Origin of the sequence: Bradyrhizobium ottawaense (genome assembly GCF_900099825.1) — a bacterium.
GTDB lineage: Bacteria > Pseudomonadota > Alphaproteobacteria > Rhizobiales > Xanthobacteraceae > Bradyrhizobium > Bradyrhizobium ottawaense_A.
The window spans coordinates 5,152,096-5,166,328 of sequence record NZ_LT629693.1 but is presented as its reverse complement, the minus strand read 5'-3'; the positions used below and the strand labels follow the sequence as shown (position 1 = coordinate 5,166,328).

General features: G+C 63.5%; 12 protein-coding genes. 7 read left to right on the top strand and 5 right to left on the bottom strand.

What is annotated here, in order from left to right:
• Nucleotides 1-84 precede the first annotated feature (84 nt).
• Complete coding sequence (locus BLR13_RS24130) at nucleotides 85-492, top strand: DUF4864 domain-containing protein (RefSeq protein ID WP_074831169.1); 408 nt, start codon at nucleotides 85-87, stop codon at nucleotides 490-492.
• Here BLR13_RS24130 and BLR13_RS24125 read toward each other — a convergent pair.
• Complete coding sequence (locus BLR13_RS24125) at nucleotides 480-1,697, bottom strand: MFS transporter (RefSeq protein ID WP_074818801.1); 1,218 nt, start codon at nucleotides 1,695-1,697, stop codon at nucleotides 480-482. The two genes, BLR13_RS24130 and BLR13_RS24125, sit on opposite strands and share 13 nt — an antisense overlap.
• 287 nt (nucleotides 1,698-1,984) lie before the next feature.
• On the opposite strand from BLR13_RS24125, the gene BLR13_RS24120 reads away from it, so the two are divergent.
• The 4 genes from BLR13_RS24120 (at nucleotide 1,985) to BLR13_RS24105 (ending at nucleotide 7,404) form a co-directional block, all read left to right on the top strand.
• Entirely contained in the window at nucleotides 1,985-2,362 is a 378-nt protein-coding gene (locus tag BLR13_RS24120) for a hypothetical protein (protein WP_074818804.1), read from the top strand.
• 82 nt (nucleotides 2,363-2,444) lie between these two features.
• Entirely contained in the window at nucleotides 2,445-2,852 is a 408-nt protein-coding gene (locus BLR13_RS24115) for a FixH family protein (RefSeq protein ID WP_074818806.1), read from the top strand.
• Nucleotides 2,849-4,249 carry an efflux RND transporter periplasmic adaptor subunit gene (locus tag BLR13_RS24110; protein WP_074818807.1) on the top strand — a complete coding sequence of 467 codons (1,401 nt, stop codon included), beginning with the start codon at nucleotides 2,849-2,851 and terminating at the stop codon, nucleotides 4,247-4,249. The genes BLR13_RS24115 and BLR13_RS24110 overlap by 4 nt, the downstream gene beginning before the upstream one ends.
• Nucleotides 4,246-7,404, top strand: coding sequence for an efflux RND transporter permease subunit (locus tag BLR13_RS24105; RefSeq protein WP_074818812.1), 3,159 nt, complete (start codon nucleotides 4,246-4,248; stop codon nucleotides 7,402-7,404). Before BLR13_RS24110 ends, BLR13_RS24105 begins: the two co-directional genes overlap by 4 nt.
• A gap of 54 nt (nucleotides 7,405-7,458) precedes the next feature.
• Here BLR13_RS24105 and BLR13_RS24100 read toward each other — a convergent pair whose 3' ends face one another.
• The 3 genes from BLR13_RS24100 to BLR13_RS40345 all read right to left on the bottom strand — a co-directional run bounded on the left by BLR13_RS24100 (nucleotide 7,459) and on the right by BLR13_RS40345 (nucleotide 11,484).
• Nucleotides 7,459-10,287 carry an autotransporter outer membrane beta-barrel domain-containing protein gene (locus BLR13_RS24100; RefSeq protein ID WP_244524925.1) on the bottom strand — a complete coding sequence of 943 codons (2,829 nt, stop codon included), beginning with the start codon at nucleotides 10,285-10,287 and terminating at the stop codon, nucleotides 7,459-7,461.
• Nucleotides 10,288-10,307: 20 nt separating this feature from the next.
• Entirely contained in the window at nucleotides 10,308-10,784 is a 477-nt protein-coding gene (locus tag BLR13_RS24095; RefSeq protein ID WP_143039681.1) for a hypothetical protein, read from the bottom strand.
• A gap of 307 nt (nucleotides 10,785-11,091) precedes the next feature.
• Entirely contained in the window at nucleotides 11,092-11,484 is a 393-nt protein-coding gene (locus tag BLR13_RS40345; protein WP_157793715.1) for a hypothetical protein, read from the bottom strand.
• Between BLR13_RS40345 and BLR13_RS24085 the strand changes: the two genes are divergently transcribed.
• Together BLR13_RS24085 and BLR13_RS24080 are read left to right on the top strand one after the other, a co-directional pair.
• On the top strand, nucleotides 11,474-12,676 hold the full coding sequence (locus tag BLR13_RS24085) for a DUF2252 family protein (protein ID WP_074818823.1): 1,203 nt from the start codon (nucleotides 11,474-11,476) through the stop codon (nucleotides 12,674-12,676). The genes BLR13_RS40345 and BLR13_RS24085 overlap by 11 nt on opposite strands.
• 116 nt (nucleotides 12,677-12,792) lie before the next feature.
• Nucleotides 12,793-13,296 (top strand): ferritin-like domain-containing protein, encoded by a 504-nt coding sequence (locus BLR13_RS24080; RefSeq protein WP_074818825.1) that lies wholly within the window; start codon nucleotides 12,793-12,795, stop codon nucleotides 13,294-13,296.
• A 702-nt stretch (nucleotides 13,297-13,998) separates the two neighbouring features.
• On the opposite strand, the gene BLR13_RS24075 is transcribed toward BLR13_RS24080, so the two are convergent.
• Nucleotides 13,999-14,193 carry a hypothetical protein gene (locus BLR13_RS24075; RefSeq protein ID WP_074818828.1) on the bottom strand — a complete coding sequence of 65 codons (195 nt, stop codon included), beginning with the start codon at nucleotides 14,191-14,193 and terminating at the stop codon, nucleotides 13,999-14,001.
• Between the last annotated feature and the right edge of the window lie 40 nt (nucleotides 14,194-14,233).

Genomic DNA, 14,233 nt, shown 5'->3' with positions numbered 1-14,233 from the left:
TCGAGGGTCAAGCACGCTGCGACGACCCGTCATCGGATCTGTCATGGACATGCCGGCAAAATGGTCAACCATGAGGCAGGTTTCATGCGCATGCTGGTGCTTTTGGCCACAATCCTGATCGGCCTCGGTTCTACGGCCTTCGCCGCCGACGATGTCGCCACCGCCCAAAGCGTCATTCGTTCGCAGGAGCAGGCGTTCGGCCGTGACGATGCCGCGGCGGCCTATTCCTATGCGGCGCCGGCGATCCGGCAGTTGTTTCCGCAGGCCGACATCTTCATGTTCATGGTCCAGAACAGCTACGCGCCGATCTACCGCCACAAGAGTCTTGAGTTCGGCGAGGCGCGCGCCGCCAATGGCCAGATCGCGCAGCGCGTTCACATCGTCGACGCGAATGGCGAGGCCTGGGAAGCGCTCTATACGCTGGAGGCGCAGCCGGACGGCAGCCTGAAGATCACCGGCTGTTCGCTGTTGAAGGCCGGTCAGGCGGTCTGAGCCGCGACCGCTTTGGCCGAATAGCCGCGTGCCCGGATCAGCAGTGAGACCATGATGGTGACGTTGAGCAGATTCCAGGCGACGCCGTTGATGAACGCCGCGCCGTAGGAGCCGGTGGCGTCGAAGATCACGCCGGAGATCCAGCCGCCGAACGACATGCCGAACACCGAGGCAAAGATCACGATGCCGACGCGCGTGGCGGCTTCCGAGGCCGGCATCGCCTCGCGCACGATGATCGCATAGCTCGGCACGATGCCGCCCTGGAAGAGCCCGAACATCGCGGAGATGATGTAGAGCGAGGTCAGGCTGTCGAAGAACAGATAGAACAACAGCGCCGAGCCCTGTGCGACCGAGCCGATCAGCAGCGTGGGGATGCCGCCGATCCGGTCGGCGAGGAATCCCGAGCCGATCCGGCTGATGATGCCGAAGCCCAGCATCAGCGACAGCATCTCGGCGCCGCGCGCCACGCCGTAGCCGAGATCGCCGCAATAGGCGACGATATGAACCTGCGGCATCGACATCGCCACGCAGCAGGCGATGCTGGCGAGCGCCAGGATCGCCGTCAGCGTATTGGTGGAGAGCCGCAGATTGACGCGCGGCGGCGGCGCGTTGACATGGTCGCGCTGTGTCCCGGCACCCATCAGCATGCGCAGGCCGATCAGCGCCAGCGTCATCGCCACCGCGGTGAAGATGCCGACCGCGATATGGGTGTGACGCCAGCCGTAGGTCTGCATGCCCCAGTTCACCAGCGGCGGCCAGATCGTGCCGCCGATGTAGTTGCCGGAGGCTGCGATGGCGACCGCAAGCCCGCGGTAGCGGCTGAACCAGTGCGAGGCCTCCGCCATCAGCGGACCGAACGTCGCCGACGACGACAGCCCGATCGCAAAATGCACCAGGATGAATTGCCATATTGAAGTTGAAAGCCCGGCGCCGATATAGCCGAGGCCGAGAATGCCGATACCGAGCCCGATCGCCGTGACGATACCATAGCGGTCGGTGATCTTGCCGGTCAGCACCCCGCCGGATCCGAATCCGAGCATCACCAACGTAAAGGCCAGCGACGCGGTGCCCCGGCTCGCGCCGAATTCCGTCTGCACCGCCGGGAGCGCGACCACGACGGACCACATGCCGACGCTGCCGAGCGAGCCGATCAGGACGGCAACGGCAAGCCGGGTCCATGCCCGGCGCGAATCGGGAACGAACATGTCGGAATCTCGGGTGAGGTGAGAAGGAATTTCCACGGCGGCGCAACATCGTAGGTGAATGCCTCCGGGTCAAGCCACGTTGCCGCGATATTGGGCATGCAGATCTGGATGGAATAGATCTGGCGCCACGCGTCGCCCTGCGACCCCGATTGTCCTTTCCTGTCGGAGCAATCATCGGCTGATCGGTGCAATGAACCGCCTTCGGTACGGTTAATCAGCGTGGCGTCTGCCGCGGATGTGAAGCGGTGCCCCTTCCACACGCCCCGGTCGCCGTGCCAGAATACGGCATGGTTTTCCGTCTGTTCATAACCCGGTTGCTGGCGATCGCCATCGTCGTCGGACTGGCCGTTGCGCCCGTCGCGGCGCCGGCCGCCATGCAGGCCTCCAACATGGACGCCGGAATGACCGACATGTCGTCAATTGCCGACATGTCGTCGATGGCGGCCGATATGACGTGCTGTCCCGACGAACAGAAGAGCAAGACGTGCACGGATTGTCCGCTGATCGCGATGTGCGTGTTGACGGCGGCCCAGGCGGCTCCGCCGGCGACCTCGGCCTTGCCGGTACGCCATGCGATCCACACCACGCATGCGCTGCGTGACGACGTTTTCGCCGACGGGCTCAACCGCCCCCCTCCCGACCAACCACCTCGAAACCTGGCCTGACGCACGTTTAGCCGCCGCCGCTCCGGCGCGCGGATGACGCATGCCGCCTTGCGGCAGCCCAGGACATTCGAGGACAGAACATATGAAGACGTTGAACACCACGCGCACCGCGCAAGCGGCGCTGATCGTTGCGGCCATCGGCTGCGCGAGCACGCAAGCCCTTGCCGATATCAGCGATTACCGGTTCGAGCTCGTCGACCAGGCCGTCAAGGCCGGCCCCGACAAGATCATCGCGATCCGGCTGATGAACCACAAGACCGGCAAGCCGGTGCCCGGCGCCGTGATCTTCGCGACCCGGCTCGACATGGCGCCGGATGCGATGCAGGAAATGGTCACCAAGGTCACGCCGGTCCCGGACGGCGAGCCCGGCACCTACAAGTTCCGCGCGACGTTCGGCATGGCCGGCCGCTGGCAACTTTCCGTTGGCGCCAAGATCCAGGGCGAGACCGGCACGCTCGAAAACAAGCTCGTCATCACGGCGCAGCCATGAACCGCGCCGTTCTCGCATGCGCCGGCGTCGCGTTGATCGCGGCGGCCGGTGCGGGGCTCGTCGCGACCGGCGCCGGCCGGTCGCCGGCGCGCGCCGACGTCACTTCCGCGGCGGCCGAAGCAAACCAACCGCCGATCTATTACCAGGATCCCGACGGCAAGCCCGACTACTCGCCGGTCCCGAAGAAGACCCCGGACGGACGCGACTACCGCCCGGTTTCGGCGGATGACGACGTTCGCGTCGACAAGACCCCCGCGGCCTCGGTCGCGGGCGGCGGCAACGGCGGCAACCGCAAGATCAAATACTACCGCAACCCGATGGGCCTTCCCGACACCTCGCCGGTGCCGAAGAAGGACTCGATGGGAATGGACTACATCGCGGTGTTCGACGGAGACGAACCCGACGACGATACCGTCAAACTGTCGCCCGGCAAGATCCAGCGCACCGGCGTCAAATCCGAACCCGCCGTGCGGCGCGCGATCCGCAGCGTGATCCGCGCCCCCGGCACCATCCAGCTCGACGAACGGCGGGTTTCCGTGATCGCGATGCGGTCGGAAAGTTTTGTGCTCAATGTCGCCAATGTCACGACGGGATCGCACGTCGCCAAGGGCCAGCGCCTGATGGAAATCTACAGCCCGGCGATTTCGTCCGCCGCCGCCGAATACATCGCCACCATCAGTTCGAAGACCACCGCAGGCGACGGCCTGTACGGCCGCGGTTCGCGGCAGCGGTTGATCAACCTCGATATGCCCGACGCCGCGATTGCCGCGATCGAGAAAACCCGCAACGTTCCGACCTCGGTCGAATGGGACTCCCCGCGCGACGGCATCGTGCTGGAGCGCGGCGCCATCGAAGGGATGCGGGTGCAGCCGGGCGGCGTGCTGTTCCGGATCGCCGATCACACGGTGGTCTGGGCATTGATCGACATCGCCGAGCGCGATCTCGGCGCCATCCGCCTCGGCCAATCGGCCACCGTCAGGGCCCGCAGTTTTCCCGGCCGCGAATTCACAGGCCGGATCGAGGTCGTCTATCCCGAGATCAACAAGGAGACGCGAACCGCACGGCTCCGCGTCGTGCTGCCCAATCCCGAAGAGTTGCTGCTGCACGACATGTATGTCGACGCCGAGATCACGATCGGCAGCAGTGCTGCGGTGCTCACCGTTCCCGAGAGCGCCGTCATGGACACCGGCAGCCGGCAGGCCGTGTTCGTCGACAAGGGGCAGGGCCGGCTGGAGCCGCGCGACGTCAAACTCGGTCAGCGCGGCGACGGCTATGTCGAGATACGAGAGGGCGTTGCCGAAGGCGAGCCCGTGGTGGTCTCGGCCAATTTCCTGGTCGATGCCGAAAGCAACCTGAAGGCCGCACTGAAGGGCTTTTCGGAAGGGTCAAAGCCATGATCGCGCGTCTGATCGCCTGGTCGGCGCGTAACCTGCTGCTGGTCTTGTTCGGCACCGGCTTTGCGGCCGCGGCCGGCATCTACGCCCTCGTCCACCTGCCGCTCGATGCCATTCCGGACCTCTCCGACACGCAAGTGATCGTCTACACCGAATATCCCGGCCAGGCGCCGCAGGTGATCGAGGACCAGGTCACCTACCCACTGACAACAGCGATGCTGACGGTGCCCCGATCCAAAGTCGTCCGCGGCTTCTCGTTCTTCGGAGTCTCTTTCGTCTACGTCATCTTCGAGGACGGCACCGACATCTACTGGGCGCGGTCGCGCGTGCTCGAATTCCTCAACGGCGCGGCGTCGCGCCTGCCGTCGGGCGTGACGCCGACGATGGGGCCCGACGCGACCGGGGTCGGCTGGGTGTACCAGTATGCGGTGATGTCAAAGGAATTGAACCTCGCCGATACCCGCACCATCCAGGACTGGAATCTGAAATTCGCGCTGGCAAAGGCCGAAGGCGTCGCCGAAGTGGCCAGCGTCGGCGGCTTCGTCCGGCAATACAACGTCGTCCTCGACCCGCAGCGCATGCGCGACCGCGGCGTCACCATGGCAAAAATGCGCGAGGCGATCCGCGCCAGCAATTCCGACGTCGGCGGCCGCACCATCGAACTCTCCGAATTCGAATATGTGATCCGCGGCAAGGGCTATCTGAAAGGCATCAACGATCTCGGCAACATCGTGCTCAAGTCGAGCGGCGGCACGCCGGTGCTGTTGCGCGACGTCGCCCGCGTCGAACTCGGTCCCGACGAGCGGCGCGGCATCACCGAACTCAACGGTGAAGGCGAGGTAGCGAGCGGCATCGTGCTGCAGCGCTTCGGCGTCAACGCCCTCGACGTCATCGACAACGTCAAGAAGCGGTTTGCGGAAATCGCCTCCAGCCTGCCGAAATCGGTCGAGATCGTGCCGGTCTATGACCGCTCGAACCTGATCAAGGCGGCGATCGAAACCCTCAAGCACACGCTGTTCGAGGAAAGCGTCGTGGTCGCGCTGGTCTGCATCGTGTTCCTGCTCCATGTCCGCAGCGCTTTGGTGGCGATCCTGATGCTGCCGGTCGGCGTGCTGATGGCGTTCGGCGCCATGAAGCTGCTGGGCCTCGGCTCCAACATCATGAGCCTCGGCGGCATCGCGATTGCGATCGGCGCCATGGTCGACGCCGCGATCGTGATGATCGAGAACGCCCACAAGCACCTGGAGCGGGCGAAGCCCGGCAAGTCGCGTATCGAGGTCCTGATCGAGGCCGCTTCCGAGGTCGGGCCGGCGCTGTTCTTCAGCCTGCTCATTATCACCGTCTCCTTCATGCCGATCTTCACGCTGGAGTCGCAGGAGGGGCGGCTGTTCAGTCCGCTGGCTTTCACAAAGACCTTCTCGATGGCGGCGGCGGCGCTGTTGTCGGTGACGCTGGTCCCGGCGCTGATGGTGATCTTCGTGCGCGGAAAGATCGTTCCGGAGCACAAGAATCCGATCAACCGCTTCCTGATCTGGGTCTACCGGCCCGTGATCAAGGGTGTGATGCGCGCCAAGACTCTCGTCATTGTGCTCGCGCTGGCTACCCTCGCGGTCAGCGTCTGGCCGGCGCGGCAGCTCGGCACCGAATTCATGCCGAACCTGAACGAAGGCACCCTGCTCTACATGCCGACGACGCTGCCGGGAATTTCCGTCACCAAGGCCGGCGAGTTGCTGCAGATGCAGGACCGCATCATCCGTTCGTTTCCGGAAGTCGCTTCCGTCTATGGCAAGGCCGGACGCGCCGCCACCGCGACCGACCCGGCGCCCTCCGAAATGTTCGAGACCGTGGTCAATCTCAAGCCGAAGGAGCAGTGGCGCGCCGGCCTTTCGGTCGATGGCCTGATCGCCGAGATGGACAAGGCGCTGCAGTTTCCCGGCGTGTCGAACGCCTGGACCATGCCGATCAAGGCCCGCATCGACATGCTGTCGACCGGCATCCGGACGCCCATTGGCGTCAAGGTGATCGGCACCGATCTGGTCGAGATCGACCGGCTCGCCAAACAGATCGAGCAGATCATCAAGGCCGTGCCCGGCACCTCGTCGGCCTATGCCGAGCGCGGCATCGGCGGCTACTATCTCGACGTGACGCCGGACCGCACGGCGCTGGCGCGCTACGGCATTGCGGTCCAGGATGTGCAGGACACGGTGGCGACCGCGCTCGGCGGCCAGACCGTGACCACGACGGTGGAAGGCCGCCAGCGCTTCACCGTCAACATGCGCTATCCCCGCGACCTCCGCGACAATCCGGAAGCTATCGCCAGCGAGGTGCTGGTGCCGATGCCGGCGGGCGGCGCGGTGCCGCTCGGCGAGGTCGCCACGGTGACGCCGGCGCGCGGGCCGACCACGATCCGGACCGAGAACGGCCAGCTCGCGACCTACATCTACGTCGACATTCGCGACCGCGATCTCGGCGGCTACGTCGCCGAAGCGCGGCAGGCGGTGCAGGCCGGCATCCAGTTTCCGCCGGGCTATTACGTGATGTGGAGCGGCCAGTACGAATATCTGGAACGCGCCACCGCGCGGCTCCAAATCGTCATTCCGGTGACGCTGCTGATCATCTTCCTGCTGCTGTATCTGAACTTCCGCTCGATCGTCGAGACCATGATCGTGATGCTGTCGCTGCCGTTTGCGCTGGTCGGGGGCCTCTGGCTGATGTGGTGGCTCGGCTTCAACCTGTCGATGGCGGTGGCCGTCGGATTCATTGCGCTTGCCGGCGTCGCCGCGGAAACCGGCGTCGTCATGCTGATGTACCTGAACCAGGCGCTGGCCCGCATCGCGGCGCAACGCGCCATGGAGGGCCGCGCCGTAACGCGCGGCGATCTCTACGACGCCATCATGGAAGGCGCAGTCGAGCGCGTGCGCCCGAAGATGATGACGGTGGTCGCGATCATGGCCGGCCTGTTGCCGATCATGTGGAGCAGCGGTACCGGCTCCGAAATCATGCAGCGCATCGCGGTGCCGATGATCGGCGGCATGGTGTCCTCGACACTGCTGACGCTGATCGTGATCCCGGCGGTGTTCGGCCTGGTGAAGGGCTGGTCGCTGTCGCGGGAGACTACGGCCACCGTCCCGAAAACCGCGATGCCGGCCGAACCATGATATCAGGCGGAGAAACCAACCCGCAGGGCTATTCAGCCCTGGGCGGCTGCACCCTTACCAAGCGTACCGCACCACGCCCTTGCCGGCATAGCTGGTGGTGACGCTGGAGAACTCGCCCTCGAAGGTGCCGGCGGCCGACCAGCCGTTCAGCCACTTCTTTTCGGCGGACGCCGTCAGCAGCACGGTATCGCTGGCCTGCCTGGCGCCGTTGACGACAAAGGATGCGCCCGGCAGCGTCTGGAAGGTGGCGCCGATGGCCCGATCAGGGTTGTAGTCGTGCGCCCAGGCCGCCCGGCCGCGCAGCGTGAACACCCCGTCTTCCATCGCGAATGATTTATCCGTGCGCAGACCGAGTTCGCTGCGCGTCGCCGTCACGCTCTTCGCGCCGTAAGCCAGCGCAAAGGTGTTGGCGCCGGATATCGCCTGTTCGACATAGGCCGGCAGGTCGAAGGTCGTGAACTGGCCCGCGGCGTAGGGCGTAATCCCGATCCCCTGCGTCACGAAGCGGTAGCCGCCCTCGACCCGGCCCGACCAGGCGTTGGCATTGAACTTCGCCTGCAACTGGTCGACGCCGGCAATCGTCAGCGTGCGGTTGGTGGTGATGTCCTGCCAGCCATAGGCCAGTGCGCCGGAGAGATAGGCCGCACCCATGTTGTGCCGGATGAATGCACCGGCCTGGAACAGGTCGGAACGGCCCGAACCAAGATTGTTGGCGACGCTGAAATTGGTGCCGCCGCCGGCGAGTGCGAAGCCCGCCAGCGTATCCGGCGAGAAGCGGTAGTCGGCGCCGACGGCCACGCCATAAAGGTTGCTGCTGGTGTTGTTGGAGCCGAGCACTGCGTTGCCGCTGGTGGTCTGCGACCCGCCATAGCCCGCCGCCCACACGCTCCAGCGCTGCTGGAACGATACCACTGGCGGCGCCTTGGTATAGATCGCGGCCAGCGCATCGTTTGGATTGCGCTTCGCCGCATACGCCATCGCCTGTTCGTCGGCATATCCCGTCGCGCCGCCGCCGGCCGAAACCGGATCGCCGCGTCCGGCAACGAACGGATCGGTCATCACGCCCATGAACTGGTTCATGGCGTTGAAGGTCGACTGCTGCGAACCAGTTGCCGTCTCGCCGTCCGCCTGAGTAAGCTGCCCCGCGTTCAATGACGCGAAGGCTGCCGGGATGCCGCCGGTGCGGTTGAAGAAGCCGGTCAGCGCGTTGCCGACATTCTGCTGGTTCTGGTTCAGCGTGCCTGGCAGGCCGAAGCTCAGGTTCAGGTTGAGATAGGCATTGTTGGCATCGTAGCTGAGCGTCGAGTTCATGCTCGCCGGCTGGCCGGTCGTGACCAGTGCGCCAAAGGTGCCGATCCTGCCACCTGCTGCCGTGACGATGGTGTAGCGCTTCGAGATGTAGCTGCCGGCGGCGAAATTGGCGCTTACGCTGGCGCCGCCCAGCGACGCCGCACCGGTGACGTTCGTGAACGACGCCGTCGTCGGGTTGATCTGCACCAGGTATGTCGCCGCCGCTTGCAACACGAGGCTGCCGGTGACGGTCATCGAGGTGCCCGCCGTGCCGTTGCCCGGGGCGAAGGTGCCGCCATTGACGGTGAGGCTCTGGGTGTTGCCGGTACCGATCAGGTTGCCCGCCGCCATCGTGAACGTGCCGGTGGTCGTGCCATTGTTGAGGAACGTGCCGCTGTTGGTGATCGAGGTCGCTGTGACAGTACCCGTAGTGCCAGAACTGTTGAAGGTTCCGTTCGCCGTGTTGACGAGCGAGGTCACGCCGAGCGTGCCGGCGCCCCCGCCGCCGAGATTGGTGGTTCCGTCGTTGGTGTAGGTGGTGTTTCCGGTGAACGACTGATTGTTGATATTAATCGTCGCGCCCGCAGCGTTGTTGACGGTCGAGTTGCCAACCAGCGCGCCAGTTATGTTGATGCCGCCGGCATTGTTGGTGATCCCGCCGTTGATCGTGCCCTGCGCGAAGACGATGCCTGAGTTAGCCAAGCCATTGGCCAGCGTTCCCGTCGTCGTCACCGCACCGCCGCCATTATTGGTGACGAGCACCGTAACCGTACCCGCTGCGTTATTGGTGAAGACGAACGTATTGTTGACGGTACCGTTCCAGGTCAGGTTGTTGTTGATCTTGCCGGTGTTGGCCTGGACGTTGCCGGCCCAGATGCCGTCGTTGGTGATGCCTATCAGAGTGGCGGTATTGCTGATGATGTTGCCGGTCCAGGTACCGGTCGCGTGGTTCGCGAGCGTACCGGTGTTGGTCAGGTTTCCATTGTAGGAAGCGAAGTTGTCGACGACGCCGTTATTGTTCAAAACGCCATTGACGGTACCGTTGTTGACGATCCTGCCATTGGGGTTGTTGGTGATGTCGCCGTTCGCCGTCAGCGTGGCGCCTGCGAGCACCCGGATGCCGCCGCCCGCATTGGTGCCCGAGTTCGTGATCAGGCCCGCGACCGTGTAGGTGCCCGAATTGAGCACCAGACGCGACGTCCCCGTGCTGTTGTTGAACGTGCTGTCGCTGGTGACCGTGCCGCCGATATTGAAGATGCCGCCGAAGCCGCCATTCGCGTTGACAATCGCGCCGTTGAAGGCGCCGCCGTTGGCGTTGATGGTGCCGCTGTTGGAGGTGCCGCCGTTGGTCGTTCCCGCCGTCTGATTGTAGGTACCGAAGCTGTTGTTCAGAGCGCCATTTACCGTTCCCGTGTTGGTAACGGTGCCGAAAGTACTATTACCGACGCCCCCATTCACGGTACCGCTGTTGGTAAAACTGCCGCCGTTACCCACGCCGTTATTGATGGTTCCAGCGTTGGTTGCGGTTCCCAAGTTGATCAACTCCGCACCGGACACCGTGCCGGTGGCGCTGTTGCTGAAGGTGCCGCCCACGGAAACGTTGACCGCCGAGGTCAGCGAGCCGCTGTTGTCGAGCGTGCCGGCCGAGACCGACGTGGTGGTGAAGCTGTTGGTGCCGGGCTGGCCCCGGCCTGGGACAAGGTCGTGCCGGTCATGAGGTTGCTGATAAAAATCGCCGCGCCGGCGCTGGCGTTGTTGGTGATGCCGGTGACGAAGTTCACGTCCTGGCCGGCTATCGCGTAGCTCTGCGAGGTGGCATCGAAGGTCCAGGACTGCGGCGCGATCGGACCGAGCGATACGTCAACCACGTTGCTGCCGGTATTGGAAAACGTGGCGGTTTCACCCGCGGTGTCGGGCACGGTGCCGGTCGACCAGTTGCCGGGTGTATTGTAATCCGTCGAGGTGCCGTTCCAGACCTGCGCCTGTGCCAGCGATGGAAGCAGCACGACAGTTGCCAGCGCCGTTCCGGCCAGAAGTAGCTTGCGCGTGCGCGCTCCAGTGCCGGCAACAAATCCACGATCGAAGATCACATTTCCTTCGCGGCGGAAATATCGCCGCGCCCCTTCCAACGCCAGCAACGTTTGCTGGGACTTCCCCGTGCAGCGTAAGGCAAAAAAACAACGCCTGATACGTTTTGCCGCAATGGAGCTCTGATTTATCGCACTCGAACCAGGACTTGGATCACGACTGTGACAATCCAGACACATGCGTGAAAATCAATCAAACGTTGCATCAACTATAATATTCAACACAAAGGTTCTGCAAAACTCTGAAGTCGACAAGTAATGCCATTTGGCCGGCGTTCCCGCCGAGGAACCAAAGGAACCCGGGCGAGTTTCACCTGCGGTTGATCGTCACACGGAGGCTGCGATGGGTTTCGGAAAAGGTGCGTTGCTTTGGCTGATCGGCATCCCGCTGCCGATCATCCTGCTGCTTGCGATCTTCATGCATCACTGAGGACACGCCATGCAGTTGCGCGACGATGCGGATTTCTCCACGATCGATTGGAACAACCAGGCTTACCTGACACGCCGGCACGCCGAAGCGCTGCCACCCGGGCCGAAACGAAATGCGGAAATCGACCGCGCCCTGGCCTGCGAAGCGCTCGCACATAGCAGCCAGTTGCTGCTTCAGCGCGAACCGCGGAAGTGACCGGCGGCGAGCCGGTACGCGGACCGCCGCTCCCGTAATCACCATCAGCTTTTTTGATCGGATTGCCATGCCTTCCACGAGATCGATACGGCCTGTCGATCGCGCGCCTGCGCTCGCGCTCAAGCAGACCTTGAAGATGGCGCGCTCGGCGCATGCCTATGTGCGCGGCAGTACCGTGCAATTCTACGCGTGGCTCGAAGCCCAAAAGCGTGGCACCTTGCCGGAGGGACCCGCGATCTGGATTTGCGGCGATTGCCATGCGGGCAATCTGGGACCGGTTGCCGGCATCGATGGACGCATCGACATTCAGATACGCGATTTCGATCAGACCGTGATCGGCAATCCCGCCCACGATCTGATCCGCCTCGCTTTGTCGCTCGCGACCGCTTCGCGCGGCTCCGATCTGCCGGGTGTCACCACGGCGCGAATTCTCGAACAGGTGATCGACGGCTATCAGGCGGCGTTGCGGCACGACGCGGATACGATCGAGGACGCGCCCGACACGGTGCAAATCGTCATGAAGCAATCGGTCGGCCGTTCCTGGAAAGCATTGGCCAAGGAGCGTCTGGAAGACCCGAAGCCGACGATACCGCTCGGCACCAAATTCTGGCCGCTTGCCCGGACCGAACGGGACCAGATCGAGCAATTATGGGAAACGCCCGCGCTGCGTCATCTGGCGACGTCGCTGCGCTCCCGCGAGGACGACGCCCCGGTCGAAGTGCTCGACGCCGCCTACTGGATGAAAGGGTGCAGCTCGCTTGGACTGCTGCGGTTTGCCGTCCTGCTCGGGATCGGCAAAGGCAAGAAGCGCGATCTCGCCTTGATGGACGTGAAGGAGGCGGTGGTGGCAGCCGCCCCGCGTTACGCCCGCGGGAAAATGCCGAAAGACAATGCCCAACGCGTGGTGGAAGGTGCGCGACATCTTTCACCGCATCTGGGAAACCGGATGGAAGCGGGATCGATCGGAAAGCGGTCGGTCTTCATCCGCGAACTGCTGCCGCAGGATCTCAAGATTGAAATCGACCGCCTGACCACGAAACAGGCCATGAAAGCAGCGAGCTTCCTCGCCGGTGTCGTCGGCAAGGCGCATGCACGCCAGATGGACAAGGCAACACGCCAACGCTGGATCAAGGAGCTGGAGCGGCACCGGTCGCGAACGCTGGATGCGCCGAGCTGGCTCTGGTCAAGCGTGGTGGCCCTGATCGGCAAGCATGAGGTGGCCTATCTCGAACATTGCCGGAGATATGCGAGCCAAAACGCCGCGGCATGACTTGCCGGAATCACCGTGCAGGAACTTTGTTCTGCACGCGCTGTTGCCCATGGCGAGCCAACACACAACAGGATCCCGCCCCTGCCTTGCAGGGGCATTTTTACTGGAGAATCACCATGGCCAAAAAGCCGAAATTGCTGAGCGACCTTTTTCACGACACGCTCAAGGACGTCTACTTCGCCGAAAACAGGATTCTTAAAGTCCTGCCAAAAATGGCGAAGGCCGCGCAATCGAAAGACCTGAAGGCGGCATTCCTCAAGCACGAGAAGGAAACCCGCGGCCAGGTCAAGCGGCTCGAACAGGTGTTCAAGATCATGGGCAAGCGACCGCAAGCCAAGAAGTGTGAGGCCATCATGGGCATCACCAAGGAGGGCGCCGAGATCATGACGGACTACAAGGGCATGCCCGCGCTCGATGCCGGCCTCACCGCGGCGGCACAGGCGGTCGAGCACTATGAGATCTCCCGCTACGGAACGCTGAGGACCTGGGCGGAAGAGCTCGGCATGTCGGATGCCGCGGCCCTGCTCGAAGCCACGCTCAAGGAAGAGAAGGCCACAGATGTCGCATTGACCGGTCTGGCAAAGACCGTGGTGAATGTGGAAGCCGAGGCGGAACTGTAGTTCCTGTCGCGTTTTCGAGCGAAGCATGCCCTCGGACTTGATCCGTGGGTGGACTCCGGTTCGCGTAAAGAAAACGCGTCAAAACAAGAGAGTAGAGCCCGGTTCTGATTCCATCGGAACCGGTAAGGCTCCAAGACGCGAGGCCGCCCACAGGCGGCCTCGTCGTACGAGTCACACACTCCGGTTCGGCGCCCATAGCGACGAACGGTTTTGATTCAGAAGTAAAAGGCGCGTTGCTTTGGTTTATCGGCGTCCCGCTGCCGATTATTCCGCTCCTGGCGATCCGGGTATTTGCAGTTTGCGGAAACCACCGATTGGGGCCATCAATCACGACAGGGACTCGTCGATCGCGACGCTTGGTCCAATTGATCAACTCTGATCCGCACTATGATTGACGGCGGACTGAAACCTTTGCGTTCAGTCACCGTATTTCGTCGGCCATAAAGGTAGAGAAACAAGCCATGAAACCCATCAGGTCAAACCCGAACGAGGAAAAATGCCCGGCCTGCAACGGCACGGGTTTTCCGACGGTCAAACAGCCAGACCCGGGCCGCAGGATCTATCCGCCGCCCTGCAAGACCTGCGGTGGCAAGGGCAGGATGACAGCTGAGTGAGGCGGCCTGAAAGGAAGCAGCGGGACGCGTAAGCGTCACTGCCGCAACGGACAGCGGCCTGCCTCATTTGGGTTGTCGCTGCGCCGGCCTATTCGGAGTCGATGCTCTTGATCGCCCGCATCGCCGATTTCCGGGCGTCTTCCTCCGTCACGCAATCGTCCGGGGTGACGATGCTGCGCATGATCTTGCCGGAGCTTGACCGCCCGCTCGGGGTCACGCTGGCGCGCCAGAGACCGGGTTGCCGTTGATAGGTGACGATTTCAAAACCTGCTGGATCTGCCATTCGTCCTTATGACAGAGCCACCGGCCGAACGGTGAGATAT

Bases quoted from the DNA above. Each gene is read 5' to 3' on its own strand.
- BLR13_RS24130 (WP_074831169.1), top strand. From the start codon at position 85: ATGCGCATGCTGGTGCTTTTGGCCACAATCCTGATCGGCCTCGGTTCT.
- BLR13_RS24125 (WP_074818801.1), bottom strand. From the start codon at position 1,697: ATGTTCGTTCCCGATTCGCGCCGGGCATGGACCCGGCTTGCCGTTGCC.
- BLR13_RS24120 (WP_074818804.1), top strand. From the start codon at position 1,985: ATGGTTTTCCGTCTGTTCATAACCCGGTTGCTGGCGATCGCCATCGTC.
- BLR13_RS24115 (WP_074818806.1), top strand. From the start codon at position 2,445: ATGAAGACGTTGAACACCACGCGCACCGCGCAAGCGGCGCTGATCGTT.
- BLR13_RS24110 (WP_074818807.1), top strand. From the start codon at position 2,849: ATGAACCGCGCCGTTCTCGCATGCGCCGGCGTCGCGTTGATCGCGGCG.
- BLR13_RS24105 (WP_074818812.1), top strand. From the start codon at position 4,246: ATGATCGCGCGTCTGATCGCCTGGTCGGCGCGTAACCTGCTGCTGGTC.
- BLR13_RS24085 (WP_074818823.1), top strand. From the start codon at position 11,474: ATGCCTTCCACGAGATCGATACGGCCTGTCGATCGCGCGCCTGCGCTC.
- BLR13_RS24080 (WP_074818825.1), top strand. From the start codon at position 12,793: ATGGCCAAAAAGCCGAAATTGCTGAGCGACCTTTTTCACGACACGCTC.
- BLR13_RS24075 (WP_074818828.1), bottom strand. From the start codon at position 14,193: ATGGCAGATCCAGCAGGTTTTGAAATCGTCACCTATCAACGGCAACCC.